General features: G+C 62.5%; 22 protein-coding genes. 12 read left to right on the top strand and 10 right to left on the bottom strand.

Annotated elements, in window-relative coordinates:
• Positions 1-26: 26 nt before the first annotated feature.
• The 8 genes from hyi to HU737_RS14130 all read left to right on the top strand — a co-directional run bounded on the left by hyi (position 27) and on the right by HU737_RS14130 (position 10,063).
• Positions 27-809 carry a hydroxypyruvate isomerase gene (hyi, locus tag HU737_RS14095; RefSeq protein WP_186556268.1) on the top strand — a complete coding sequence of 261 codons (783 nt, stop codon included), beginning with the start codon at positions 27-29 and terminating at the stop codon, positions 807-809.
• Positions 810-995: 186 nt separating this feature from the next.
• Positions 996-1,889: a 2-hydroxy-3-oxopropionate reductase gene (locus tag HU737_RS14100; protein WP_186556267.1), complete on the top strand. Its 894-nt coding sequence runs from the start codon at positions 996-998 to the stop codon at positions 1,887-1,889.
• Positions 1,890-2,130: 241 nt separating this feature from the next.
• Positions 2,131-3,405, top strand: a complete 1,275-nt coding sequence (locus tag HU737_RS14105) for a glycerate kinase type-2 family protein (RefSeq protein WP_186556266.1) — start codon at positions 2,131-2,133, stop codon at positions 3,403-3,405.
• Positions 3,402-4,817, top strand: a complete 1,416-nt coding sequence (gene pyk / locus HU737_RS14110; protein ID WP_186556265.1) for a pyruvate kinase — start codon at positions 3,402-3,404, stop codon at positions 4,815-4,817. The genes HU737_RS14105 and pyk overlap by 4 nt, the downstream gene beginning before the upstream one ends.
• Positions 4,818-4,979: 162 nt before the next feature.
• Entirely contained in the window at positions 4,980-5,858 is an 879-nt protein-coding gene (locus tag HU737_RS14115) for an urea transporter (protein ID WP_186556264.1), read from the top strand.
• 44 nt (positions 5,859-5,902) lie between these two features.
• Complete coding sequence (locus tag HU737_RS14120) at positions 5,903-6,727, top strand: ion transporter (protein ID WP_186556263.1); 825 nt, start codon at positions 5,903-5,905, stop codon at positions 6,725-6,727.
• Between the two features lie 91 nt (positions 6,728-6,818).
• The gene (locus tag HU737_RS14125) at positions 6,819-7,817 is read left to right on the top strand and encodes a sulfate ABC transporter substrate-binding protein (protein WP_186556262.1); all 999 of its coding nucleotides are present in this window, start codon (positions 6,819-6,821) and stop codon (positions 7,815-7,817) included.
• A 215-nt stretch (positions 7,818-8,032) separates the two neighbouring features.
• On the top strand, positions 8,033-10,063 hold the full coding sequence (locus tag HU737_RS14130) for a mechanosensitive ion channel family protein (RefSeq protein ID WP_186556261.1): 2,031 nt from the start codon (positions 8,033-8,035) through the stop codon (positions 10,061-10,063).
• A gap of 98 nt (positions 10,064-10,161) precedes the next feature.
• Here HU737_RS14130 and HU737_RS14135 read toward each other — a convergent pair whose 3' ends face one another.
• Positions 10,162-11,091 (bottom strand): class I SAM-dependent methyltransferase, encoded by a 930-nt coding sequence (locus HU737_RS14135; RefSeq protein ID WP_186556260.1) that lies wholly within the window; start codon positions 11,089-11,091, stop codon positions 10,162-10,164.
• Between the two features lie 87 nt (positions 11,092-11,178).
• Complete coding sequence (locus HU737_RS14140; RefSeq protein ID WP_186556259.1) at positions 11,179-12,084, bottom strand: DMT family transporter; 906 nt, start codon at positions 12,082-12,084, stop codon at positions 11,179-11,181.
• A gap of 134 nt (positions 12,085-12,218) precedes the next feature.
• Between HU737_RS14140 and HU737_RS14145 the strand changes: the two genes are divergently transcribed.
• The 3 genes from HU737_RS14145 (at position 12,219) to HU737_RS14155 (ending at position 15,423) form a co-directional block, all read left to right on the top strand.
• Positions 12,219-12,659 (top strand): Lrp/AsnC family transcriptional regulator, encoded by a 441-nt coding sequence (locus HU737_RS14145; protein WP_186556258.1) that lies wholly within the window; start codon positions 12,219-12,221, stop codon positions 12,657-12,659.
• Positions 12,660-13,145: 486 nt separating this feature from the next.
• Positions 13,146-14,678, top strand: a complete 1,533-nt coding sequence (locus HU737_RS14150; protein WP_186556257.1) for an NCS1 family nucleobase:cation symporter-1 — start codon at positions 13,146-13,148, stop codon at positions 14,676-14,678.
• Between the two features lie 16 nt (positions 14,679-14,694).
• Entirely contained in the window at positions 14,695-15,423 is a 729-nt protein-coding gene (locus HU737_RS14155) for an aspartate/glutamate racemase family protein (RefSeq protein WP_186556256.1), read from the top strand.
• Between the two features lie 108 nt (positions 15,424-15,531).
• Here the strand turns inward: HU737_RS14155 and HU737_RS14160 are convergent, their stop codons facing one another.
• From HU737_RS14160 to HU737_RS14175, 4 genes are all read right to left on the bottom strand, one after another.
• Entirely contained in the window at positions 15,532-16,734 is a 1,203-nt protein-coding gene (locus tag HU737_RS14160) for a D-amino acid dehydrogenase (protein WP_186556255.1), read from the bottom strand.
• Between the two features lie 77 nt (positions 16,735-16,811).
• Positions 16,812-17,471, bottom strand: a complete 660-nt coding sequence (locus HU737_RS14165) for a histidine phosphatase family protein (protein WP_186556254.1) — start codon at positions 17,469-17,471, stop codon at positions 16,812-16,814.
• 180 nt (positions 17,472-17,651) lie between these two features.
• On the bottom strand, positions 17,652-17,990 hold the full coding sequence (locus tag HU737_RS14170; protein ID WP_186556253.1) for an FKBP-type peptidyl-prolyl cis-trans isomerase: 339 nt from the start codon (positions 17,988-17,990) through the stop codon (positions 17,652-17,654).
• 38 nt (positions 17,991-18,028) lie between these two features.
• Positions 18,029-18,970 carry a DMT family transporter gene (locus HU737_RS14175; protein ID WP_186556252.1) on the bottom strand — a complete coding sequence of 314 codons (942 nt, stop codon included), beginning with the start codon at positions 18,968-18,970 and terminating at the stop codon, positions 18,029-18,031.
• 133 nt (positions 18,971-19,103) lie between these two features.
• Between HU737_RS14175 and HU737_RS14180 the strand changes: the two genes are divergently transcribed.
• The gene (locus HU737_RS14180) at positions 19,104-19,997 is read left to right on the top strand and encodes a LysR substrate-binding domain-containing protein (protein ID WP_186556251.1); all 894 of its coding nucleotides are present in this window, start codon (positions 19,104-19,106) and stop codon (positions 19,995-19,997) included.
• Position 19,998: 1 nt separating this feature from the next.
• Here HU737_RS14180 and HU737_RS14185 read toward each other — a convergent pair whose 3' ends face one another.
• From HU737_RS14185 to HU737_RS14195, 4 genes are all read right to left on the bottom strand, one after another.
• Entirely contained in the window at positions 19,999-20,406 is a 408-nt protein-coding gene (locus tag HU737_RS14185; protein ID WP_186556250.1) for a GFA family protein, read from the bottom strand.
• Positions 20,407-20,739: 333 nt separating this feature from the next.
• Positions 20,740-21,585 (bottom strand): IS3 family transposase, encoded by an 846-nt coding sequence (locus tag HU737_RS14190; protein WP_225915657.1) that lies wholly within the window; start codon positions 21,583-21,585, stop codon positions 20,740-20,742.
• Positions 21,582-21,941, bottom strand: a complete 360-nt coding sequence (locus HU737_RS26215) for a transposase (protein WP_225915574.1) — start codon at positions 21,939-21,941, stop codon at positions 21,582-21,584. The genes HU737_RS14190 and HU737_RS26215 overlap by 4 nt, the downstream gene beginning before the upstream one ends.
• Positions 21,942-23,010: 1,069 nt before the next feature.
• A complete protein-coding gene (locus HU737_RS14195) occupies positions 23,011-25,404 on the bottom strand; it encodes a sensor domain-containing diguanylate cyclase (RefSeq protein ID WP_186557252.1) in 2,394 nt (797 codons plus the stop codon).
• Positions 25,405-25,454: the final 50 nt, after the last annotated feature.

The following is a 25,454-nucleotide window of genomic DNA, read 5'->3' on the forward strand; positions in this document are numbered from 1 at the left end:
GGCCTTCATCTGCAAAGGAGACAACCATGCCTCGCTTCGCTGCCAACCTGTCCATGCTGTTCACCGAGCAGGACTTCCTGGCCCGCTTCAAGGCCGCCGCCGACGCTGGCTTCAGCGGTGTCGAATACCTCTTCCCGTATGACTTCAGCGCCGACCTGATCAAGCAGCAGCTCGACGCCCACGGCCTGACCCAGGTGCTGTTCAACCTGCCTGCCGGCGACTGGGGCAAGGGTGAGCGCGGCATCGCCTGCCACCCGGACCGTGTCGAAGAGTTCCGCAGCGGCGTCGACAAGGCCATCGAATACGCCAAGGTCCTGGGCAACACCCAGGTCAACTGCCTGGCCGGCATTCGTCCACAAGGCCTGCAATGCGCCGATGTGCGCAAGACCTTCGTCGACAACCTCAAGTTCGCCGCCGACAAACTCAAGGCTGCCGGGATTCGCCTGGTCATGGAAATGATCAACACCCGCGACATCCCAGGCTTCTACCTGAACACCACCCAACAGGCCCTGGAAATCCAGGCCGAAGTCGGCAGCGACAACCTGTTCCTGCAATACGACATCTACCACATGCAGATCATGGAAGGTGACCTGGCTCGCACCATGCAAGCCAACCTGAAGCTGATCAACCACATCCAGCTGGCCGACAACCCTGGCCGCAACGAGCCAGGCACCGGTGAGATCAACTACCGCTTCCTGTTCGAGCACCTGGACCGCATCGGTTACCAGGGCTGGGTGGGCGCGGAATACAAGCCGCTGACCACCACCGAGGCTGGCCTGGGCTGGCTGAAGACCCATAACGCTATCTGAAGGGCTGAACACAGGCCCTCTGTGAAACAACAAACCCTGTGGGAGCAGGCTTGCCCGCGAACACCAGCACAGCCGGTGCCATCCACCGCATCGCCTGTTTCGCAGCGGTTCGACGCTTCGACAAGCCCGCTCCCACAGAGGCCTTGGTTCGCTTGAGATATCACAAATACAAAGAGGCAAATTCTCATGGCTAAAATCGGATTTATCGGCACCGGAATCATGGGCAAGCCCATGGCCCAGAACCTGCAAAAAGCAGGTCACAGCCTGTTCGTCTCCACCCACCACGACGCCGCCCCGGCCGACCTGATCGCCGCTGGTGCGGTGGCCCTGGCCAACCCCAAAGAAGTGGCCCAGGAAGCTGAATTCATCATCGTCATGGTCCCCGACACCCCGCAGGTCGAGGCCGTGCTGTTCGGTGAAAACGGCGTTGGCGAAGGCGTTGGCCCGAACAAGGTGGTGATCGACATGAGCTCGATCTCGCCAACTGCCACCAAAGCCTTTGCCGAGAAGATCAAGGCAACCGGCGCCGCCTACCTCGACGCGCCGGTGTCGGGCGGTGAAGTCGGTGCCAAGGCCGCGACCCTGAGCATCATGGTCGGTGGCTGCCCGAAAGCCTTCGAGCGCGCCCTGCCGCTGTTCGAAGCCATGGGCAAGAACATCACCCGCGTTGGCGGCAATGGCGACGGCCAGACGGCCAAGGTCGCCAACCAGATCATCGTCGCCCTGAACATCCAGGCTGTCAGCGAAGCGCTGCTGTTCGCTGCCAAGAACGGCGCCGATCCGGCCAAGGTGCGTGAAGCACTGATGGGTGGCTTCGCTTCCTCGAAGATCCTCGAAGTGCATGCCGAGCGCATGATCAAAGGCACCTTCGATCCGGGCTTCCGCATCAACCTGCACCAGAAGGACCTGAACCTGGCCCTGCAAGGCGCCAAGGAGCTGGGCATCAACCTGCCCAACACCTCCAACGCCCAGCAAGTGTTCAGCACCTGCGTCGCCCTCGGTGGCGGCAACTGGGACCACTCGGCGCTGATCAAAGGCCTGGAGCACATGGCCAACTTCTCGATCCGCGGCGACAAGTAAGCCATTGCTAGCCTCACTGGCCTCTTCGCGGGCAAGCCCGCGCCTACAGGTTCAGCGCTGAACCTGAGAACTGTGGATTACCTGTGGGAGCGGGCTTGCCCGCGAAGAATCCACCAGCGATGAACTTGCAACCACAGGCCATCGCTGGCAACGCGCAACACCGCCCCTGGTTCAGCCTGCACGGAGGCAGTTCCAGGGGCGTTTTCGATTTTGCAGAACAACAAGAATTTGGGAGCCTGCCATGTCGGTCGATCCGCAACAATTACTCCGCGAGCTGTTCGACACAGCCATCGCTGCCGCCCACCCCCGCCAGGTCCTCGAACCCCACCTGCCCGCCGACCGTAGCGGCCGGGTCATTGTCATTGGCGCCGGCAAAGCCGCCGCGGCCATGGCTGAAGTGGTCGAAAAAAGCTGGCAGGGCGAAGTCTCCGGCCTGGTCGTGACCCGCTACGGCCATGGCGCCAACTGCCAGAAGATCGAGGTGGTCGAAGCTGCCCACCCGGTTCCCGATGCCGCCGGCCTGGCGGTAGCCAAGCGTGTGCTGGAACTGGTCAGCAACCTGTGCGAAGACGATCGGGTGATCTTCCTGCTGTCCGGCGGCGGCTCGGCCCTGCTGGCATTGCCGGCCGAGGGCCTGACCCTGGCCGACAAGCAACAGATCAACAAGGCGCTGCTCAAGTCCGGCGCGACCATCGGCGAGATGAACTGCGTGCGCAAGCACCTCTCGGCGATCAAGGGCGGACGCCTGGCCAAGGCCTGCTGGCCGGCCACCGTGTACACCTACGCCATCTCCGACGTACCGGGCGACCTGGCCACGGTGATCGCCTCCGGCCCGACCGTAGCCGACCCGAGCACCTCGGCCGATGCCCTGGCGATCATCAAGCGCTACAACATCGATGCGCCCAAGGCCGTCATCGACTGGCTGAACAACCCCGCCTCGGAAACCGTCAAGGCCGATGACCCGGCCCTGGCCCGCAGCCATTTCCAACTGATCGCCAAGCCCCAGCAGTCGCTGGAAGCGGCCGCGGTCAAGGCCCGCCAAGCCGGCTTCAGCCCGTTGATCCTGGGTGACCTGGAAGGCGAGTCACGCGAAGTGGCCAAGGTACATGCCGGCATTGCCCGGCAGATCGTTCTGCACGGCCAGCCGCTGAAGGCGCCCTGCGTGATCCTCTCCGGCGGCGAGACCACCGTGACAGTGCGCGGCAACGGCCGTGGCGGGCGCAACGCCGAGTTCCTGCTCAGCCTCACCGAAAGCCTCAAGGGCGTGCCGGGCGTGTATGCCCTGGCCGGTGACACCGACGGCATCGATGGCTCGGAAGAAAACGCCGGCGCCATCATGACCCCGGAGAGCTTCGCCCGCGCCGCCGCCCTGGGCCTGTCAGCCAGCGATGAACTGGACAACAACAACGGCTACGGCTATTTCGCCGCGCTGGATGCGCTGATCGTCACCGAACCGACCCGCACCAACGTCAACGACTTCCGCGCCATCCTGATCCTTGAGACTGCCCAATCATGACGCCTGATAAAAAAGTCAAAATCCTCGCTACCCTCGGCCCTGCGATCAACGGCGTCGATGACATTCGCCAACTGGTCGAAGCCGGGGTGAACATCTTCCGCCTCAACTTCAGCCACGGCGAACACGCCGACCACGCCCTGCGCTATCAGTGGATTCGCGAAGTCGAGCAGCAGCTGAACTACCCGCTGGGCATCCTCATGGACCTGCAAGGGCCGAAGCTGCGCGTCGGCCGTTTTGCCGACGGCAAGGTCCAGCTGCAACGCGGCCAGGCCCTGCGCCTGGATCTGGATAGCACCCCAGGCGACAGCCGCCGGGTCAACCTGCCGCACCCCGAGATCATCGCCGCGCTGGAACCGGGCATGGACCTGTTGCTCGACGACGGCAAGCTGCGCCTGCGGGTGACGGCCAAGCACAGCGACGCGATTGACACCGAGGTGTTGGCCGGTGGCGAGCTGTCCGATCGCAAAGGCGTCAACGTGCCGCAAGCGGTGCTCGAGCTCAGCCCGCTGACCGAGAAAGACCGCCGCGACCTGGCCTTTGGCCTGGAACTGGGCGTGGACTGGGTGGCGCTGTCGTTCGTCCAACGCCCGCAGGACATCATCGAAGCACGCCAACTGATCGGTGATCGTGCCTACCTGATGGCCAAGATCGAGAAGCCTTCGGCGGTCGATCAATTGCAGGCAATCGCCGAGCTGTCCGATGCGATCATGGTCGCCCGCGGTGACCTGGGCGTAGAGGTGCCGGCCGAAAGCGTGCCGCAGATCCAGAAACGCATCATCAACACCTGCCGTCAATTGGGCCGGCCGGTGGTGGTGGCGACGCAGATGCTCGAATCGATGCGCTTCGCCCCTGCCCCGACCCGCGCTGAAGTCACCGACGTGGCCAATGCCGTGGCCGAAGGCGCAGACGCGGTGATGCTGTCGGCCGAGACCGCCTCGGGCGACTACCCGCTCGAAGCGGTGCAGATGATGAGCAAGATCATCCGCCAGGTCGAGAATGGCCCGGATTACCAGGCGCAACTGGACGTCGGCCGGCCCAAGGCCGAGGCGACCATGTCGGATGCGATCAGCTGCGCGATCCGCCGCATCAGCGGCATCCTGCCGGTGGCGGTGCTGGTCAACTACAGCGAGTCCGGTGCTTCGACCCTGCGCGCGGCACGTGAGCGACCACGCGCGCCGATCCTCAACCTGACGCCGAACCTGGTGACCGCCCGCCGCCTGAGCGTGACCTGGGGTGTGCACTCGGTGGTCAACGACCGCCTGCGTCAGGTCGATGAGATCTGCTCGACGGCGCTGGAAATTGCCCAGGCGCAAGGCATGGCCAGCCGCGGTGACACGCTGCTGATCACCGCCGGTGTGCCTTTCGGCAAACCGGGAACGACTAACACGCTGCGGATCGAGACGCTGATCTAACGCGCGTCGTGGGAGCGGGCTTGCCCCGCGATAACTGAGCTGGAGCCACGCTCGCTATCGCGGGGCAAACCCGCTCCCACACTACCGTTGCCCTGTTCGACACTGCGGAAAACCCGAGGCCCAAAGAGGCCCACCGCTCACCATCAACCTTGCTGACTGCCCATGTACACCAAAAATTTCGTCAACCCGTGCCCCGACTGGGCCACGGCGCTGCTCAATGGCTTCAGCCAGGTCTTGCTGCAGCGCAACCCGCTGTGCGGCTTGTGCTGCCTATTGGCAATCCTGCTGACCGCCCCCAACCTGGTCGGCGGCGCCCTGCTCGGCGCCCTGGCCGGCCTGCTCACCGCACAGCGCCGCGGCTATCCGCGCGCCGACCGCCAGGCTGGGTTGTACAGCTATAACGGCGTGTTGATCGGCATCCTGTTCAGCGCAGTGCTGCCATGGTCGGCGATCCTGCCACCGCTGATCATCGCCGCTGGCGGCCTCTCGAGCATCTTTGTCCAGCAGTGGCGCAAACGCGGCAACTGCCTGCTTCCGGCCTACACCGCGCCGTTCGTGCTGCTCGGCTGGGCCGCCCTGCTGCTCGCCGAACCCTCCAGCGCCGCTGCAGCGGTCGAAGCCAATCCCATGCATGCCCTGGCGCGCGGCTTGGGTCAGGTGTTTCTCCTCGACCAGCCTTTGGCCGGCCTGTTGATCGCCATTGGCCTGTTCATCGCCAACCGCTACGCAGCGCTGTGGGCCCTGCTCGGCTCGGCGCTGGGCGGCAGCGTCGCGCTGCTGGCCGGTGAGGCGCAGACCGCCTGGATGGGCCTGCTCGGCTTCAACGCAGCGCTGGCGGCCTTGGCCTTCAGCGCGCAACGCGAACGGCCCTGGCTGCCCCTGCTGGCGATCATCCTGGCGATTGTGCTGCAGCCGCTGTTCAACCTGCTGCCGATTGCCGGCCTGACCGCGCCGTTCATTGCCGCTTGCTGGCTGCTGCACCTGGGCGCACGCTTGCCGCGTTTGCTCCAAGGAGGCAATCCGCGCCGCTTGCACAGCTGAGGGGCAGCCCCTAGGCTCTGGCCATTGCACAATGGAACGCGCCCATGGATACCCCTGCGAGCCTGCGCGAGCGGCTCTACATCATCGTCTTCCAGACCGACACCGACGCCGGCAGACGCTTCGACAAGATCCTCCTGCTGATCATCCTCGCCAGCCTGGTGACGGTGATCCTCGACAGTATCGATGAAATCCACCAAGGCTACGCCGGGTTGCTCGCCGCCATCGAGTGGGGCTTCACGGCGATCTTCCTCGCCGAGTACCTGACCCGCCTGTACTGCTCGCCCAAGCCATTGCGCTACGCCTTCAGCTTCTATGGTCTGGTCGATCTGCTGGCGATCGTGCCTGGGGTCATCGCCCTGTACTACAGCGACGCCCAGTACCTGCTGATCATCCGGGTGATCCGCATGCTGCGCATCTTCCGCGTGCTCAAGCTTGGCCAGTACCTCAAGCAAGCCAACTACCTGATGGCAGCGCTGCGCGGCAGCAAGCAGAAGATCATCGTGTTCCTGGTCACGGTATCGACCCTGGTCACGGTGTTCGGCACCTTGATGTACGTGATCGAAGGCCCCGAGCATGGCTTTACCAGCATCCCCAAGGGCATCTACTGGGCCATCGTCACCCTCACTACGGTGGGCTTTGGCGACATCGTACCGAAGACCCCGCTGGGCCAAGTGCTGTCGTCGCTAGTGATGATCACCGGTTACTCGATCATCGCCGTGCCCACCGGCATTTTTACCGCCGAGCTGGCCAACGCCATGCGCGGTGAACAGCTGCAGCACGACTGCCCGACCTGCCGGAAAAAGCACCATGAGCACGGCGCTGCGTTCTGCTCACGCTGCGGCAATGCGCTATTTCCCAAGGCGGAATAACCAAAGCGTTTTTTGTTCTTTAAACGCCTGTCGAGCACCCGCTATAGTCGCTGGCAAACTGCCCACACTCTTCAAGAACAAGGAATGCGTCGTGAAAAAACTGTTCACTGCCTCGCTACTGGCCGCCGGGCTGACCCTCGGCAACCTGGCCCAGGCCGCGCCCACCCTGCTCAACGTCTCCTACGACGTGATGCGCGACTTCTACAAGGACTACAACTCAGCGTTCCAGAAGCACTGGGAGGCCGAGCACAAAGAGAAGGTCAACCTGCAGATGTCCTTCGGCGGTTCGAGCAAGCAAGCGCGGGCGGTGATCGACGGCCTGCCGGCTGACGTCATCACCATGAACATGGCCACTGACATCAATGCCCTGGTCGACAACGGCAAACTGGTTCCGGACAACTGGGTCAGCCGCCTGCCGAACAACAGCGCGCCGTTCACCTCGGCCACCGTGTTCATCGTTCGCAAGGGCAACCCCAAAGCCCTGAAAGACTGGCCCGATCTGCTCAAGGACGGCGTCCAGGTGATCGTGCCCAACCCCAAGACTTCGGGTAACGGCCGCTACACCTACCTCTCGGCCTGGGGCTACGTGCTGCAAAACGGTGGTGACGAAGCCAAGGCCAAGGACTTCGTCGGCAAGCTGTTCAAGCAAGCGCCAGTGCTCGACACCGGTGGCCGCGCCGCCACTACCACGTTCATGACCAACCAGATCGGCGACGTGCTGGTAACGTTCGAGAACGAAGCCGAGATGATTGCCCGCGAGTTCGGCCGCGACCAGTTCGAAGTGGTCTATCCAAGCGTGTCGGCCGAAGCTGAGCCGCCGGTGAGCGTGGTCGACAAAGTGGTCGACAAGAAAGGCACCCGCGCAGTGGCTGAGGAATACCTGAAGTACCTGTGGTCGCCAGCTGCCCAGGAAATCGCCGCGCAGAACTACCTGCGTCCGCGCGACGCGACGGTACTGGCCAAGTACACCGACCGCTTCCCGAAAGTTGAATTCCTCTCGGTAGAAAAGACCTTCGGTGACTGGCGCACGGTGCAGAAGACCCACTTCAACGATGGTGGTGTGTTCGACCAGATCTATACCGGTCAGTAAGTTATGGGTTAGGGCCGGCCCCATCGCGGGGCTAGCCCGCTCCCACGCCAATCGTCGACCTCGGCGCTGATTCGTGGGAGAGCTTGTGACTTTAGCGATGAGTAAGTTTTTTCAGCGCCGGCACTGGCAACACACCCAGCTGAACTTCCCCCACATTCAGCCATCAGTTCCTTGAGTAACCCTTCCCCGCTCGCCCCGGCCCAAGGAGTACTCCAGTGCTGCGCTTTCTCACCCCGCTTCTACTCAGCCTGCTGCTGAGCACCCGGCTGCTCGCCGCAGAACCCACCCCCACCGAGCAAACGCCCGAGGAGCCAGCCCCGGTGCTGCAAGGCGGCCTGCTCGGCGCCTTGGCTGACGGCCTGGACAGCGCAGCCCAAGACCTCGACCTCGATGCCCACCTGATCGACGCCTGGCGCCTGCGTACCGACCGCGCCGCCAAGGAGATGGAGCGCCTGGTCGATCGCCACTCAGCCAGCGACTCGCTGCAGCTGACCGGCAATTTCCTCCTGCTGAGCCTGACCTGGGCCGCCAGCTTCGCCCTGCTCACCACCCTCGGTCGTTGGTGCGCCAAGCGCTGCGCAGCGACTTCCCTGCTGGGTCAGCGCAAACGCGTACGCAGCCTGCTTGGCTATCTTCTGCCTTATACCTTGCCAGCCCTGGCCAGCCTGCCGTTGACGCTCTACGTCAGCCGCTTCCTCGATCCCTCGGTCGCCCGCGCATTGGGCCTGAGCCTGGCCTACGCGACCAGCAGCGGCCTGTTCTCGACCTCGATCATCCTTTGCCTGATCACCTTGTTCGATGCCGGCCACAAACGCCAAGCCGTGGCAGTGATCCGGCGCATGGCGCCGCGCCCGCTGTTCATGATTGGTTTTCTGGCAGCCTGGAGCGATGCCCTGACCAGCCCGCAGATCGCCCGTCAGCTGGGCGGCAACATCACCGCCAGCATTGCCGTATTGACCGGGCTGCTGGCGACCTTGGTCTTTGCCAGCCTGGTCCTGCGCCTGCGCCGCCCGGTGGCGCACTTGATCCGCAACCGCGACCTCAAGGACCGTTTACAGCATCGCGCCGTGCAGGAGACGCTGCGGATCTTTTCCAAGCTGTGGTACTTGCCGATCCTGATGATGATCCTGGTGTCGGCGATCCACCTGATTGGCGCTGGCGAAGAAAGTCAGAAAGCCTTGCAGAACGCGCTATTGACCACTGTGCTGCTGGTCGCGGCGGTGTTCCTCAGCACCCTGATGCAGCACCTGCTGGCCACGCACGAGGGCGACGATCAACAGCGGGTACGCCCCTACAAAGAGCTGTTGCGCAGCCTGGTGCACGCCTTGCTGCGGATCGCCATGGCGGTGGTGTTCATCGAACTGCTCGGGCGGATCTGGGGCTTTTCGGTGATTACCTTCGCCCTGAGCAACAGCCTCGGCCAGGCGATCAGTAATTCACTGTCGAGCATCGGCTTGATCCTGCTGGTCACCTGGCTGCTCTGGGTGGTGCTCGACACGGCAATCCAGGAAGCGCTCAAGCCCGCTGTCGGTCGGCGCGCCTCGCGTCAGCCGAGCACCCGCACGCGGACCATCCTGCCGATGCTGCGCAACGCCATCAAGGTGATCCTGATCGTCATCTGCACCATCACCACCATGGCCAACCTGGGGATCAATGTCGCGCCGCTGCTGGCCGGTGCCGGGGTGATCGGCTTGGCCATCGGTTTCGGCTCGCAGCAACTGGTGCAGGACGTAATCACCGGGCTGTTCATCCTGATCGAAGACACCATTTCCATCGGCGATTGGGTGGTGCTCGATTCCGGGCATGCCGGCACGGTCGAGAGCCTGACCATCCGCACCCTGCGTCTGCGCGATGGCAAAGGTTTCGTGCATTCGGTGCCGTTCGGCCAGATCAAGGCGGTCACCAACCAGTCACGTCAGTTCGCCTACGCGTTCTTCTCGGTGCAGTTCACCTATGACAGCGATGTCGATCAATCGCTGGCGTTGATCCACGAGGTGGGCAAGTCGATCAGTGAAGACCCGCTGCTGCGGATCAACCTGCAAGGGCCGCTGCAGGTGTTCGGGGTGGACCGGATGGATTTGAACGGCTTCGTGTTGACCGCGCAGTTCCGCACCATTTCCGGCGGCCAGTATGCGGTGAGCCGGGCGTTCAATGAGCGACTGAAAAAGCGCGTGGATCAGACTGAGAATGTGGCGTTTGCCCAGGTGTATCCGATGCCTGCGCAGGCGCGTGCTGTTTCGGCCTGAGCCAGTCTCATCGCGGGGCAAGCCCGCTCCCACGCAAGTCAGCTCCCGAGCGAGCAGTAGAGCGATTGCGTGGGAGCGGGCTTGCCCCGCGATAGCTTTCAAACCTGCTGGCGGAATACCAAAGCCTTCAAGCCACCCTCGACATCCACATCAGGAAACTCCGGGGGATTCTCCAGCCGCTCGACAAACTTCAGCGCCGGGGCCTGCTCAGCCATACCCTCGATCAAGAACGCCGAGCCGATCCCCGGATCGTTGACACAGGCCAGCACGGTGCCGCCCTCGCGCAGAAGCTCCGGCAGGCGGCGCAGGATCTTCGCGTAATCCTGGGTCAGGACGAAGCTGCCGCGCTGGAACGTCGGCGGATCGATGATGACCAGGTCATACGGCCCATACTTGCGCACCTTGCCCCAGGACTTGAACAGCTCATGGCCGAGAAACGCCACCTGCCCCACATCATGCCCATTGAGCCGATGATTCTCCCGCCCACGCGACAGCGCCGACTTGGCCATGTCCAGGTTGACCACCTGCTCGGCCCCGCCAGCAATCGCCGCCACGGAAAAGCCGCAGGTATAGGCAAACAAGTTCAGCACCCGCTTACCGGCCGACTGTTCGCGCACCCAGCGCCGACCGTAGCGCATGTCGAGGAACAGCCCGTTGTTCTGGCGAACGCCCAAGTCCAGCAAATAGCGCAGGCCATCCTCAACCACCTCACGTTGCTGGATCGGGCCGCCAACCAGCCACTGGCCGGGGCTGTCGGGCAGGTAGCGGTGCTGGATCAAAATCGCCTCGCCCGTCCACTGTGGGGTTTGAGCCAGGGCATTGAGCATTGCCTCCAATTCGGCCAACTGGCCAGGCGCGGGCTCGCGAAACAAGGCGACCGACAACACCCCCTGCAACCAGTCGACGGTGATCTGCTCAAGCCCCGGCCAGCAACGGCCGCGGCCGTGGAACAGGCGCCGGGTTTCCTGCGGGGCGGGGTCAAGCGCCGCAGTCAGGTGCTGGGCAAGGGTGTCGATGGCTGAGGTCATGGCGGGGATTCACACGCGCAAAAAAACGCCATTGTAACCGAGCATCGCCAACAGCCCAGTCATGCCCACATATTCGTCAGGCCAGGCTCACTCTGGCTTGAGCGCCTCGACCCGTGGCGCCGGCTTGAACCACCAGCCCTGCTGCATACCCGCAGCGGCAACCAGGATCAGCGCCACGCCCAGCCACTGCAGCGGCGCCAGGCGATGGCCGAAGGCGATCCAATCGACCAGGATCGCCGCGATGGGGTAGATGAACGACAGCGCGCCCGTCAGGGCCGTGGGCAGGCGCTGGATGGCGCTGTAGAGCAGCACGTACATCACCCCGGTGTGCACGATGCCCAAGGTAATCAGGCTAGCCAGCGCCGACGGCTCAGCGGGCAGCCCGCCAAGCTTGACCCACGGCGCCAGCAGCAACACGCCTGTACTCACCTGGATCAGCGCGATCAAATGCGGCGGGGTGCCACTCAGGCGCTTGATGATCAACGCCGCCACGGCGTACAGCAAGGCGGCGCCCAAGGCCAGGGCAATGCCCAGTAGATAGTCGTTGCCGCTACCCTGCCCGGCACCGTGCGCACTGACGATCGCCAACATGCCGAGAAACGCCACGCTCAGCCAGGTCAGCTTGGCCGCGGTGATCTTCTCGCCGAGAAACAGCGCCGCCAGCCCCACCAGCATGAAGGGCTGCACGTTGTACACCGCCGTACCGATGGCGATCGAGGCGCGTGAGTAGGAGGCGAACAGCAGCACCCAGTTGCCGACGATGGCCACGCCGCTGGCGATCGCCAACAGGAACGCAGTGCGGCCTATCACGCCTGGTTTGAGAAAACCGAAGCCGGCGCAAATCAGCAGCAAGGTGCCGGCGCCGAATACGCAGCGCCAGAACACCACCTCCAGTACCGGCTGCCCAGACACCAACACGAACCAGCCGATGGTCCCGGAAATCAGCATGGCGACCATCATTTCCACAGAGCCACGGCGCACTGAACTGTCCATCTCACACCTCCGCTTGACGATGGCCACAGTATGACGAGGGTCAAGCGCTACCTTCCAGCGGATAACCAAGGCTAAATATCAGACTCGCCTTTACTATCAAGGCGAATCACCCATTTTGCCTGACGAGGTTAAAGATGACCGACGCCATCGACCAGCTGTTGATCAATGCCCTGATGGAAGACTCCCGCCGCTCGCTCAAGGCCTTGGCGCAGATCAGCGGGTTGTCTGCGCCCAGTGTCAGCGAGCGCCTGCGCCGTTTGGAGGAGCGTGGCGTGTTGCGCGGTTACACGGTAGACGTCGACCCGCGCAGTTTCGGCTACCAGTTGCAGGCCATCGTGCGCATCCGGCCATTGCCTGGGCAGTTACAGGAAGTGGAGCGGCAGATCATTGCCATCCCCGAGTTCACCGAGTGCGACAAGGTCACCGGTGAAGACTGCTTCATCGCCAGGTTGCATGTGCGCTCGATGGAGCAACTCGACACCTTGCTCGATCGGATCAATGTGCTGGCTGAAACCAATACCGCGATCATCAAGAAGAGCCCGGTAAAACGCCGGCTGCCGCCGATGGGCGAATAGCCTTTTAGCGACGGCGCTAGCCCGCCCCAGGCGAGTATCCGACTAATCCTATTGACTATTTTTTGTACACAAGAATGTCACCATAAGTGCCATTTTTGTGTGCACTTAGGTGAAGTAACGCACCACTAGGTTACATCGCGCCCGAATTAAAATTTGACCATTTGATCAACTAAAAACCGGTGAAAAAATAAAAACTGTTCATTTGGTCAACTTATAATCGCTAATTTTCATTAGGTTATATTCAAACAAGACAAACTCAGATTACTGGCCTGCGTAAACTTGTATTGTTCCTGGCATGGAACTGGCTTTTGTGTGTTTGTGTTTTGTATACAAAGTTTACGAAACATAAATACACAATAACGCAGCGCCTGATCCCTAAGGGCCGCTGCCTCGAGAACCCAGTGATGCCACTGCCTGCAACGATGAGATGACGAGCCCGTGCAGCTCGCCCGCTTATCGCCGGCAGCCGCATCAGGAGCCGCCGGAATGAGTAGCAGCCTCGACCTTGCCCCTGAACTATCCGTCGCCAGCACCTCCCCCACCTCGACCCTGGCCGGCCATGCGCCCGAGCTTGAACTCAGCCCGCGGCTGCACAACCGCGACCTTGCCCCGACCCGCAGCGAAGGTCGCCGCTGGGGCGGCTACAGCATCTTTGCCCTGTGGACCAACGATGTGCACAACATCGCCAACTACTCGTTCGCCATGGGTTTGTTCGCCCTCGGCCTGGGTGGCTGGCAGATCTTGCTATCGCTGGCCATTGGCGCGGCGCTGGTGTACTTCTTCATGAACCTCTCGGGCTACATGGGGCAGAAGACCGGCGTGCCGTTCCCGGTGATCAGCCGGATCGCCTTCGGCATCCACGGCGCGCAAATTCCGGCGCTGATCCGCGCGGTGATCGCCATCGCCTGGTTCGGTATCCAGACCTACCTGGCTTCGGTGGTGCTGCGGGTGTTGCTCACTGCGGTGTGGCCGCAAGTGGCGGCCTATGACCAGGACAGCATCCTCGGCCTGTCGAGCCTGGGTTGGCTGTGCTTCGTGGCGATCTGGCTGGTACAGCTGGTGATCCTCGCCTACGGCATGGAGATGGTCCGTCGTTACGAGGCGTTTGCCGGCCCGGTGATTCTGCTCACCGTGGCGAGCCTGGCTGGGTGGATGTACTTCCAGGCCGATACGCGTATTGCCTGGTCGGTGGCCGAGCCACTGAGCGGCTATGAGATGTGGCGCAACATCTTTGCCGGCGGTGCGCTGTGGCTGGCGATCTACGGCACCCTGGTGCTGAACTTCTGCGACTTCGCCCGCTCTTCGCCGTGCCGCAAGACCATCCGTGTCGGCAACTTCTGGGGCCTGCCGGTGAACATCCTGGTGTTCGCGGTGATCACCGTGGTGCTGTGCGGTGCGCAGTTCCAGATCAACGGCCAGGTGATCGACAGCCCGACCCAGATCGTCGCTACCATCCCGAGCACGCCGTTTTTGGTACTGGGCTGCCTGGCCTTCCTGATCGTCACGGTGGCGGTGAACATCATGGCCAACTTCGTGGCGCCGGCGTTCGTGCTCAGCAACCTTGCACCCCGGCACCTGAACTTCCGCCGCGCAGGCCTGATCAGCGCAACCCTGGCGGTGCTGATCCTGCCGTGGAACCTGTACAACAGCCCGTTGGTGATCGTGTACTTCCTGTCAGGCCTGGGCGCCCTGCTCGGCCCGCTGTACGGGGTGATCATGGCCGACTACTGGCTGCTGCGCAAAGGCCGGATCAACGTGCCAGAGCTGTACAGCGAAAACCCAGCCGGCGCCTATCACTACACCCGAGGCGTCAACCTGCGGGCAGTGGCGGTGTTCGTTCCGGCGGCGCTGCTGGCGATCGTCCTGGCCCTGGTCCCGAGCTTCCACAGCATTGCGCCGTTCTCCTGGTTGATCGGTGCTGGTATCGCTGCCGCACTGTACCTGCTGATCGCTCCGCGCAATCGCCAATACCACGATGTCAGCGGCGAGTGCATCGCCGTCGACCACAGCAGCCATTGATCAAGGAGGAACGTGCATGCGCATTCTGATCGTCAACGTCAACACCACCGAAGCCATCACCGAGGCCATTGCCGAACAGGCGCGCAGCGTCGCCTCGCCCGGCACCGAGATCGTCGGCCTGACGCCCTGGTTCGGCGCTGAATCAGTCGAAGGCAACTTCGAAAGCTATTTGGCGGCGATTGCCGTGATGGACCGGGTCATGGCCTATGACCAGCCCTATGACGCGGTGATCCAGGCCGGCTATGGCGAACATGGCCGCGAGGGCTTGCAAGAGCTGCTAAACGTACCAGTGGTGGACATCACCGACGCGGCCGCCAGCACCGCGATGTACCTGGGCCATGCCTACTCGGTAGTGACCACCCTGGATCGCACCGTGCCCTTGATCGAAGACCGCCTGAAGCTCTCCGGCCTGTATGAGCGCTGCGCCTCGGTGCGCGCCAGCGGGCTGGCGGTGCTCGAGCTTGAGGCCGATCCGCAGCGAGCGGTCGAGGCGATTGTCGAGCAGGCCGAACGGGCAGTGCAGGATGACAAGGCCGAGGTGATCTGCCTGGGCTGCGGCGGCATGGCCGGGTTGGATGAACAGATCCGCCAGCGCACTGGCGTGCCGGTGGTCGATGGCGTCAGTGCGGCGGTGACCATTGCCGAGTCGCTGGTGCGGATGGGCTTGAGCACTTCCAAGGTACGGACCTATGCGACGCCGCGGGTGAAGAAAGTGGTGGGCTGGCCGATGCGGTTCGGCCGCTAAGATCGCAGTCGCCTTTACCGGCCTCTTCGCGGGCAAGCCCGCTCCTACATGAGCTGCGCAATCCCTGTAGGAGCGGGCTTGCCCGCGAAGAGGCCGGTACAGGCACCATCACTCCCGACAGTTAATGAGCTGGGCTAGCCGCTGAGCACTGCCACAAGCCAAGGTGAACCCCAAGGCCCCATGCCCCAGGTTCACCCACACATTGCGATACGCCGTAGCGCCGAGAATCGGCACCCCGGTGGGCGTCGCCGGGCGCATCCCGGCCCACTCCACCGCCTGCCGATAATCCGCCGCCTCAGGCAACGTCGCCTGTGCCAAGCGCTGCATGCTGCGCAACCTGCGCGGATCGACAGCATCGTCGAAGCCAACGATATCCACCATCGCCGCCACCCTCAGCTGATTCTCCAGCCGGGCATAGACGATCTTGCGCTCATAGTCAGTGACACTCACCTGCGGAGCCCGATGCTGCGCCAGCACTGGCGCAGTCAGGCTATAGCCCTTGAGCGGATAGATCGGCAGCTTCAGCCCCGGCAGCGCCAAGCTCGGGCTGCGATGTCCGGCGCACAACAGCAGGTGCTCGACGTCCAGCTGCCCAGTAGCCAATTCCACTGCCGTCACCCGCCTGCCATCGTGCCGCAGCCCAGTGACCGCTTGGCCCAGACGAAACTCACATCGCCCTGAAGCGCGCAGATGCTCCGCCAGCACCTGGCAGAAGCGATGACAGTCAGCGACTTCTTCGTCTGCGGTATACACCCCGCCGATGAACGGCGCATCGGCCAGCGCCGCGTCGAGCACGCCAAGCTCGGCGCCAGCGACAATCTGTTGAGTGGCCGGGTCGAGCCGATGCGCGCAAGCCCGAGAGAACGCCGCCTGGGTGCGAAACGCAACCAACTTGCCGTTGCGCCGCCAGGCAAATCCGTGCAGATGGTCCTCTTCGCGCCAACGCGCCATGACCGCCTGGCTGTGCAACGCCAATTCAAGCAACTGGGCAGCATTGCGGCGGTTGACCGAGCCGCGACACGCCGCCACGAAGGCGGCCAACCAACGCCACTGGGCAGGGTCCAGACGCAGGCGCAGGCGCAACGGCGAGTCACTGCGCAGCAACCAGCCCAACGCCTGCCACGGCACACCGGCGTCGGCCAGCGGCGCCACGTAGCGATAAGACAATTGCCCGCCATTGGCAAAGCTGGTGGCGCTGGCCAGGCTGTCGCGCGCTTCGATCAGCTCGACCTGGCAGCCTTCACGCACCAGCGCGTAGGCGCTGGCCAGGCCGATCACCCCACCGCCAATCACGGTTACCCGCTTGCCCATGCCCTGCTCCTCGCTCGAATCCACCGCGCAAGCATCGCAGATTCCGGGCTGCGCTCACCAGCCAGGGCTAGCCCTGATCAGGTCGGGCAGGTCTTCTTGCCACCATCGAGGCCCTGGCGCACATTGCGGCTAAGCAGGCTGGCTTCGCCGTCGTACCAGGTCAGGGTGAGCACATACAGGGTGTCGAAATCGTCATTGTTCCAGTCCTGGGTGATCACCCGCTCATCACCCAGGGCTTTGCCGGCCACGGCGTTGATCAGGTCCGGCAAGTAGCCGTGCGACCAGGCGGTGTAGACCGTGGCGTTGCGATACTTGTCGCTCAACAACTCGTCGGCCAGTTCGTCGTAATCATTGGCGCCGAAGTCGATATTGACCGGCAGGCCCAGGCGGATAGCGCTGGGGGTGATGGTCATCAAGGGGCGAATGTAGCTGTAGCGCAAGTCCTGGCTGCCCTCCTCGACATGCCGGGAAGGATTGGCGGCGAACACGTAGTCGGCATCGCCGAAACGCTCGGGCAGCAAGGTGGCCAGGTCCAGGGCGCGATTGAGTCCCTGGCAGTTCAACTGACCCAGGCCCTCGCCGGGCTTTTCGGCGTGACGCAGGAACACCAGGGTCTGCGTGCCATCGGCGGGCTGGTCGTGACTTTCCACCACATCCAGGCTCAAGGGTACGAGAATCGCGGCAAGCGCCGCGGCGAGAAACAGATGACGGCGTCGCATAAACTGCGGCAACTTCATGGCGATGGACTCATCCGGCAAAAAAAGGGAGGCGTCCGTGCCTGCATTCCATGCTCGTCGCCCGGGATGGGTTGCACACCAACTCCCAGACGAGGCCCATCCTTGACCACCTTGCGTGAGCAAAATTCACTTTAGGCGGGTAACTTTGCCAAATGAAGTCATTCCCGGGAAACGTTGGTGTCAGTCGTCGCGGGTCAGGACTTCGAGCAGTTCGATCTCGAACGTGAGGTCTGAGTTGGCCGGGATGGCGCCGACCGTGCGCTCGCCATAACCCAGGTGCGCCGGCACCTGCAGCTTGCGCTTGCCGCCCACACGCATGCCCATCAGGCCCTGGTCCCAGCCCTTGATGACGCGACCGGTGCCGATCACGCACTGGAACGGCTTGCCACGCGACCAGGACGAGTCGAACTCGCTGCCGTCAGCCAGCCAGCCGGTGTATTGGGTGGTGATCAGGGCACCTTTGACCACGGTCTTGCCGTCGCCGGGCTCAAGGTCAATGATCTGCAATGGGTCGCTCATGGCGTTCTCTCTTAGGGCAAACGTAAGGCGCCGTTTTCTCAGGAATGCACCGGTTTGGCAAGCTCAGGCGGCGCCTCGTGCTGGCGCATCGACCACAGCACGCCGCCAATCACCAGCACGATCGCCGCCGCTTCCAGCACGCTCGGCCCCGCTTGGCGCCAAAGGAAGGCGTAGAGCAGCGCGAACAAGGTCTCGAACACGATCAACTGGCCACTCAAGGTCAACGGCAAGCGCTTGGACGCTGCATTCCACAGCGCCATGGCCAGCCATGAGCCAAGCAGGGCACAGCCCAGGCTACAGGCCCAGAACAACCACCAGCGCGCCATCGGCGCCTCGACGTGCAACTGCTGCGGCTGCCAGATGGCCAAGGCCGCGACCATCACCACGCTGGCCAAACCGGTCATCACCCCGCACAGCACCGACCATTGATGACTGTCGAAGTGGCCGCACTGCTTGAGGTAGCGACTGTTCTGCCCGGCGTACCAGGTCCAGCAAGCAAGGGCCACCAAGGCATACAGCAGGCCCATGAGCTTGTCGGCCAACGCCCCCGGGGCGAAAGCGAAGGTCTGCAGGTTGATGCACAGCATGCCCGCGAGGATCAACGCCAGCGGACCGGCCAGGCGCCTGAGCGGTACTGCGCCGCTGTCGTTACGGCCATACAAGGTAATGGTCAGCGGCAGTACGCCGACGATCAACGACGCCGGCGCCACGCCCAGGCGCTGGATGGCCGCCACCAGGCAAACGAAGTACACCAGGTTGCCGATCACCGCCAGGCGCAGCAGCATCCACCCATCGACCAGGGTCAGCTGCCGCAGCTGACGCGCCATCGGCAGCGCCAGCAACAGCGAGATCACCCCCACCATCAGGTAGCGCACACTGCTGAGCAGCATCGGATTGAATTCGGGCAACAGCTCAGGAACCATCAGCACCATGCCCCACAACGCCCCGGCCATGCCGGCATACATCACACCGCGTTTCACCTGTCTGCTCCCCTTTGAAGATGCGCGCAGGCTACCTGCCGAGTCGCTGTGCGGCAAAAGATCATTGCTCATGCAGCCATTCCGTAGCGGAATAGCTAAGATGGGCGAACAACTACAATGATCCGGATCGCCAATGAGCCGCTACAGCCGTCACCTGCCGCCTCTCGACACCCTGATTGCCTTTGAGGCGGTGGCCCGTACCGGCAGTTTCACCCGCGCGGCGGGCGAGCTGTATCTGACCCAGAGCGCGGTGAGCAAGCAGATCCGCCTGCTCGAAGACGAGCTGGGCACGCAACTGTTCGAACGCCGCGCCCGCGGCATTAGCTTGACCAGCGCTGGCGAGCACTTTCATGGCTTTGTCGAGCCGATGCTGGATAAGCTTCTGGCTCACGTCCAGCGGCTCAAGAGCGGCCATGGCGATCGCCATGTCAGCGTCATCTGCACCCATGCGGTAGCCCAGTACTGGCTGTTTCCGCGTTTGTTGCGCTTCAACGAACAGCATCCTGAGCTGACCGTGAACATTCATGCCAGCAACGACATCAACGAAAGCCTGATCGCCGATTACGACTTCGGCATTCTCTACGGGCATGGCCAATGGCGTTCGCTGCAGGCGCGCAAGCTGTTCGACGAGGTGGTCTACCCGATTGCCAGCAGCGGCTGGGACCTAAGCCAGGTCGAGAGGCTGGAGCAGTTGCAGGCCCTGACTTTGATCCAGCTCGACGCCTCGGCCTGGAACTGCCTGGACTGGCATGACTGGTTCGGTCATTTCGGCGTGCGTTACCAAGCCCCGGCCGATGCGCTGACCTTCAACCAGGTGAATCTGGTGTTCGATGCGGTGATGCAGGGCATGGGGGTCGGTTTGGGCTGGGAGTCGATGGCCCGGGATCGGATCAACAGCGGCTTGATCCAACCGGTATCGACTTTCGAGGTACGTACCGGCCAGGCCGACTACCTGGTGCATGACCGCCAGACCTTGCCCTCACCGGCCGCCCAGGTGTTTGCCGAATGGTTGTTGCGCCAAGTGTGAGCTAGCTCAGCTCATCGAAGGCTTGCTGGCCGGTCAGCTCCCGGGTCTGGTTTTTGAAGCAGTACCAGGCGGGTTTCTGTTCGACGAATATCTGTAGATCGAAGTCCCAGGCTTCCTCGCCATCGAGCAGGCCGACGGGGATGGCGTAGAAGTCGTTGGCCTTGAGCCGGTAGTACAAGTGGGTGCCGCATTTGCCGCAGAAACCGCGTTGGGCCCAGTCGGAGGAATCGTAGACGCTTGGCGCGCGGCCTTCGATCAGCGGGGGGCTGCTGCAGTGTACGACCAGCAGTGGGCCGCCGGTCCATTTGCGGCACATGCTGCAGTGACAGGCGCTGATTTGGGTGTTGTCGATGGTCGCGCTCAGGTGGGTTTCGCCGCAGAGGCAGGTGCCGGTTTTTTTCAGGGGCATGGCGGGGGTCCTCGGGGGTGGGCGGGAGCTTGGGAGTATAGACAGTGGGCTTTTTTGGACGTGGGCTTATCCATTTGATGTGGCGATGCCACTGGCCCCTTCCGCCCTTACGACGGCTTACTTTTCTCTTGGGAAAAGTAAGCAAAACCGCTCGCTCCTACATACGGCCCTGCGCTGCGCTACGGGTCCCTTCGCGCCAGCGCCTTCCGGGCCCACGCGGCCTACGATTTGCTACGCAAATCTACATCTCGCGCCTTCGGCTACGCCGAAGGGTGCTGCGCACCTGGCCCTCCAGATGAACTGGTCAACTTATTTTGGACACCAGTTAAGGTTTCATGCCGCATCCTTGAGCTTTTTCTCCATGGCTACCGGGGTTTGATAACCGTTGTAGCTGTGGAGGCGCTTCAGGTTGTAGCGGACCAAATAAGCCTGAACGTCAGCCCGCGCCTGTGCTTCGGTTTCATAACCCCCTGCGGGAATCCACTCTGACTTCAGGGCCCCAAAAAAGCGCTCCATGGCGGCGTTATCCCAGCATTGTCCTCGATGGCTCATGCTCTGATTCATGTCGTACTCTTCAAGTGCAGCCCTGAACTTGTGGCTGGTGTACTGGCATCCCTGGTCGGAATGAAACATCACATCCTTCGGCTTGCCGCGGGATTCGGCCGCCATGCGTAGCGCGCTGCAGGCCAGCCTGGCGTCCGCAATCATTGAAAATGCCCAGCCCACCACCCGTCGTGCGTACAGGTCGAGCACAGCTGCCAAGTACAGCCAGCGCTTGCCAACCTGGATATAGGTCACATCCCCACACCACACTTCGTTGATCGTCGAAACTTTGAAATTCCGCTTCAACTGATTTTCTGCAATCAGCGCTTCCGCGCCTGAAGAACGGTACCGGTGCGGCCGGCGCTGCCTGCATTTCAGGCCAGCTTCACGCATCAGACTACGCACTTTGTAGCGTCCGACTTTATGGCCGTCACGCCGCAGTTCCTCGGTTAGTGTTCGCGATCCAGCCGAACCTCGAGAGACTTTGAAATGGCCCTCTACAGCCGAGCGTAACTGATCCCGCTCTGGATTTTTCCGGGCTTGGCGTTTGCGCCATGCATAGAAACTGCTGCGCTTGACCCCAAGCACGCGACAGCATTCGACGATACCGTATTGCTCACTCAGCTCGTTGATCAGCGAAAACGATCTTTGGAGTCCCGAAGCAGGAGAGCACTGGCCTTTTTTAGGATTTCGATATCTCGGTCTTTCTGCCGAACCAACGCCTCCAACTCTTGGATTCGTTGTTGATCCGGGGTGATAGCCTTGGCTCCAGCCGGTACCTTGCCCTCTCGCTCCTTGCGCACTTGCTCAACCCAGCGACGCAGGGCTGTAGGCCCAATTTCAAGCATTTCACAGACTTCGGGTACTGATTGACCACCGTCGAGCACCATCTCAGCAGCCCGGATTTTCTGTTCTTTCGAGTATGACTTTCGCACTGATTTTGCCTCCAATTGGGCGCCATCATAGCGCCCGTAGAAGGTGTCCAAAATCATTAGGCCAGATCAAGACGCCTCTGCTCAGCCTCCTGAAGTCGCGAATCTGCGGCGCCTGGAATTGCGCGCACGAAGATCAAGAGCAGCGAATCGCTACGCTCTCGCAGAAGCCAAGGCCAAGGCCAAGGTTTGAATTTTTCTTTTGTGTTGTTTGTTCCGGCCTCTTCGCGGGGGTAGGCGGGAGCTTGGGAGTATAGACATTGGGCTTTTTTGGACGTGGGCTTATCCATTTGATGGGGCAATGCCACTGGCCCCTTCCGCCTTTACGGCGGCTTACTTTTCTCTTGGGAAAAGTAAGCAAAACCGCTCGCTCCTACATACGGCCCCTGCGCTGCGCTCCGGGGTCCCTTCGCGCCGGCGCCTTCCGGGCCCGCGCGGCCTACGATTTGCTGCGCAAATCTACATCTCGCGCCTTCGGCTACGCCGAAGGGTGCTGCGCACCTGGCCCTCCAGGCACCTCTGCTCAGCCTCCTGAAGTCGCGAATCTGCGTCGCCTGGAATTGCGCGCACGAAGATCAAGAGCAGCGAATCGCTACGCTCTCGCAGAAGCCACAGCCAAGGTTTGAATTTTTCTTTTGTGTTGTTTGTTCCGGCCTCTTCGCGGGCAAGCCCGCTCCTACAGATACCACGCAGCTCTTGGTTAACGGTGACCCGTGGGAGCGGGCTTGCCCCGCGATGACGTCCAACTATCCACCACACCTGCCACTATCGCCAGATAACGCCAGCCCAGGCGCCGCTACTAACTTCGCGACTTCAGGAGGCCGAGCGTAGGTGTCTGTAGGGCCAGGTGCGTCAGCACCCTTCGGCGTAGCCGAAGGCGCGAGATGTAGATTTGCGCAGCAAATCGTAGGCCGCGCGGGCCCGGAAGGCACCGAAGCGAGGGGACCCGAAGCGCAGCGTAGGGCCGGATGGTGGAGCGCAGACCTTTTGGTTACTTTTGGGGCGTTTGCCAAAAGTGACCCGCCGTAAGGGCGGAAGGGTGCCGAAATGTCACCATCGTGAATGGATAATCACACAAAACACATGGAATCAGACAAATCAGGAAATCAGGAAATCAGCCACTAACCCCTCAAAGCAACACCACCTCAACCCGATCCCGACCCGCCTGCTTAGCCGCATAAACCCCAGCATCCGCCCGCAACAACAAAGCATCAGCCCCCTCCCCCGACCGCCACCCGGCCACCCCAAAACTCGCAGTAACCCGCCCCACCCCCTCAATCGCCAAACTCCGCACCCCCTGCCACAACTCCAACGCCAACCACCGCGCCTGCTCAGCATCACTCCCCGGACACAGCACCATGAACTCCTCCCCACCCAACCTGCAAAACACATCGCTACGGCGCAACCGCTGGCCAATGTGCTGGCACAGGCTACGCAACACATGGTCACCCACCGCATGCCCATACTCATCGTTGATGCGCTTGAAATGGTCGATATCGAGCATGATCACCGCCAGCTCCAGACCCTCACGCTGGGCCCGTTCCAGCTCGCTCTTGAGCCGCTCCTGGAAGTAGCGACGATTATGAATACCGGTCAGCACATCAGTGATCGACAGCGCTCGCAGCTCTTCCTCAACCCGCTTGGTATCAGACACATCCGTCAGATAGCCATGCCACAAGGTGCAGCCGTTATCGCCAATCTCCGGCGTCGCCTCGCCCCTCACCCAGCGCAGCCCGGCCCGCGGCAGAACCACGTGATACTCCTCCCGCCACGGCGACAGATGCTCGGCCGAGTAACGCACCGAACGCCGTACCCGCTCCAGATCGTCCGGATGAATGCGCTCGAATACCACCGTCGCATCCTCGCCCAACAACTGCAGGTCGACCTCGTAGATGTCGTACAAACCCTGGCTGGCATAGGGAAAGCACGAATGCCCGTCGGCATCCAGGCGGTACTGGTAGATACCTCCCGGCACCTCGGCGCTGAGCTTTTCCAGCAGCCGATCACGCGCAGCGAGCGCCTCATGCACCCGACGCCGCTCGGTCACGTCGATACAAATCGCCAGATAGCCCACCCACAAGCCCTGCTCGTCGAGCACCGCAGTCACCAGCATATTGGCCAACAAGTGGCTGCCGTCCTTGCGCACCAAAGTCCACTCGCCGGGCTCTGCGCCGGCCTTTTGCACGGTTTCGGCGAACATTGCCTGGCCGCCGGCGATCTCCCGCCCGTAACGCACGGTCAAGGCATGCGCTCGCTGGCCGAGTTCTTCAGCTTCGACCAAGTCGGCAAGGTTCAGCTGTCCAACCGCCTCACCGGCCGAGTAGCCCAGCATGCGTTCGGCGCCGGCATTGAAGGTGCCGACCACACCCTTGAGGCTGGTAGCAATGATTGCCACCTGGGTCGCTGCATCGAGCACACTGCGTAACTGGTTGTGGGTGCCGCGCAGGGATTGTTCACTGATGCGCAATTGCGCCGTGCGCTGTTCGACCAGCCGCAAGGCGCGCTGACGTTGGCTGAACAGGCTGTACAGCAAGGCGCTGAGCAACACGCTCAGCAGACCTCCGAGCAATGCCACGGTGTGCACCGCCGAAGAACGGTTGGCCTGCAAAAAAGCCTGGCTGGGCCGGATCGACAGCTGGTAGTGATGATCGGCCAAATGCAGCAAGTGGTTGCTGGCCATCGGGATCTGCGCGACCGGATTCTGCGAGTCGTACAGCGCTTCCTGGCCATTGCTCCCGGAGGTGTCGAGTATGCGCACCACCAGGTTATCGTCGGCCGGCGGCGGCAGGCCCTCGGCGATCAGCTGGCGCATGCTCAGCAGCGCCATGACATAGCCGCTGGGCGCATTGTCTGGCCCGCGCTCGGCGAAGACTGGCGCCACCATCAGCAGGCCACGGGCATACACCGGCTCGACATTGATCATGTCCAACGGGGCCGACACCGCCATGCTCCCCGGCGCCGACGCTCGCGCCAATGTGGCTTCACGCAGCGGCTGGCCGAGCAGATCCAGGCCATAGGGTTGCCACTGCAACGTCGCCGCCTGGGTATAGAGCACGGGATAAAAACGCTCGCGCGCCGCTGCTGGCTGCAACACGCCTTGCGCGTCCTGATCGCGGATGTGATAAGGCTGGCCGAGCCAGGCACTGGCCTGACGCTCGAAGCTTTCTCGCTGCCCGACTTCTACCCTGGGTGCCCAGGAATAGGCCTGGGTGCGATGCAACAGCGGTTTGACGTAGCCATCGAACTCACGCGGGGTGATTTCGCTTGAGTAGCTGAAGAATCGGCGCAGCCCATCCAGGCGCTGCTCCTGATCATCGAAGCGTTCGGCGATGCGGCTGTAGCGCTCATTGGCCAGCAGCTCGAAGCGCTGGCGCAACTGCTGCTTGTAGAAGGTCTGTGCGGCAATGGCCAGGGCGGCCGTGAGCAGGCCGCCAGCCACCAGGGCCACCAGGGCGACCGCCCAAGCGGACAGCGCCTGGCTGAACAGGCCGAACACCTTCGCACGCACGCCACACTTGGACATAGAGCATTCTCGTCACGTCAGCGTCCTGCGAATTGTCCGGCCCTAGCTAT

The organism is Pseudomonas urmiensis (genome assembly GCF_014268815.2).
Classification (GTDB): domain Bacteria; phylum Pseudomonadota; class Gammaproteobacteria; order Pseudomonadales; family Pseudomonadaceae; genus Aquipseudomonas; species Aquipseudomonas urmiensis.

What these genes read in the sequence shown, in the direction of transcription:
- hyi (WP_186556268.1), top strand. Translation starts at nt 27, where the DNA reads ATGCCTCGCTTCGCTGCCAACCTGTCCATGCTGTTCACCGAGCAGGAC.
- HU737_RS14100 (WP_186556267.1), top strand. Translation starts at nt 996, where the DNA reads ATGGCTAAAATCGGATTTATCGGCACCGGAATCATGGGCAAGCCCATG.
- HU737_RS14105 (WP_186556266.1), top strand. Translation starts at nt 2,131, where the DNA reads ATGTCGGTCGATCCGCAACAATTACTCCGCGAGCTGTTCGACACAGCC.
- pyk (WP_186556265.1), top strand. Translation starts at nt 3,402, where the DNA reads ATGACGCCTGATAAAAAAGTCAAAATCCTCGCTACCCTCGGCCCTGCG.
- HU737_RS14115 (WP_186556264.1), top strand. Translation starts at nt 4,980, where the DNA reads ATGTACACCAAAAATTTCGTCAACCCGTGCCCCGACTGGGCCACGGCG.
- HU737_RS14120 (WP_186556263.1), top strand. Translation starts at nt 5,903, where the DNA reads ATGGATACCCCTGCGAGCCTGCGCGAGCGGCTCTACATCATCGTCTTC.
- HU737_RS14135 (WP_186556260.1), bottom strand. Translation starts at nt 11,091, where the DNA reads ATGACCTCAGCCATCGACACCCTTGCCCAGCACCTGACTGCGGCGCTT.
- HU737_RS14140 (WP_186556259.1), bottom strand. Translation starts at nt 12,084, where the DNA reads ATGGACAGTTCAGTGCGCCGTGGCTCTGTGGAAATGATGGTCGCCATG.
- HU737_RS14145 (WP_186556258.1), top strand. Translation starts at nt 12,219, where the DNA reads ATGACCGACGCCATCGACCAGCTGTTGATCAATGCCCTGATGGAAGAC.
- HU737_RS14150 (WP_186556257.1), top strand. Translation starts at nt 13,146, where the DNA reads ATGAGTAGCAGCCTCGACCTTGCCCCTGAACTATCCGTCGCCAGCACC.
- HU737_RS14155 (WP_186556256.1), top strand. Translation starts at nt 14,695, where the DNA reads ATGCGCATTCTGATCGTCAACGTCAACACCACCGAAGCCATCACCGAG.
- HU737_RS14160 (WP_186556255.1), bottom strand. Translation starts at nt 16,734, where the DNA reads ATGGGCAAGCGGGTAACCGTGATTGGCGGTGGGGTGATCGGCCTGGCC.
- HU737_RS14165 (WP_186556254.1), bottom strand. Translation starts at nt 17,471, where the DNA reads ATGAAGTTGCCGCAGTTTATGCGACGCCGTCATCTGTTTCTCGCCGCG.
- HU737_RS14170 (WP_186556253.1), bottom strand. Translation starts at nt 17,990, where the DNA reads ATGAGCGACCCATTGCAGATCATTGACCTTGAGCCCGGCGACGGCAAG.
- HU737_RS14180 (WP_186556251.1), top strand. Translation starts at nt 19,104, where the DNA reads ATGAGCCGCTACAGCCGTCACCTGCCGCCTCTCGACACCCTGATTGCC.
- HU737_RS14185 (WP_186556250.1), bottom strand. Translation starts at nt 20,406, where the DNA reads ATGCCCCTGAAAAAAACCGGCACCTGCCTCTGCGGCGAAACCCACCTG.
- HU737_RS26215 (WP_225915574.1), bottom strand. Translation starts at nt 21,941, where the DNA reads ATGATTTTGGACACCTTCTACGGGCGCTATGATGGCGCCCAATTGGAG.
- HU737_RS14195 (WP_186557252.1), bottom strand. Translation starts at nt 25,404, where the DNA reads ATGTCCAAGTGTGGCGTGCGTGCGAAGGTGTTCGGCCTGTTCAGCCAG.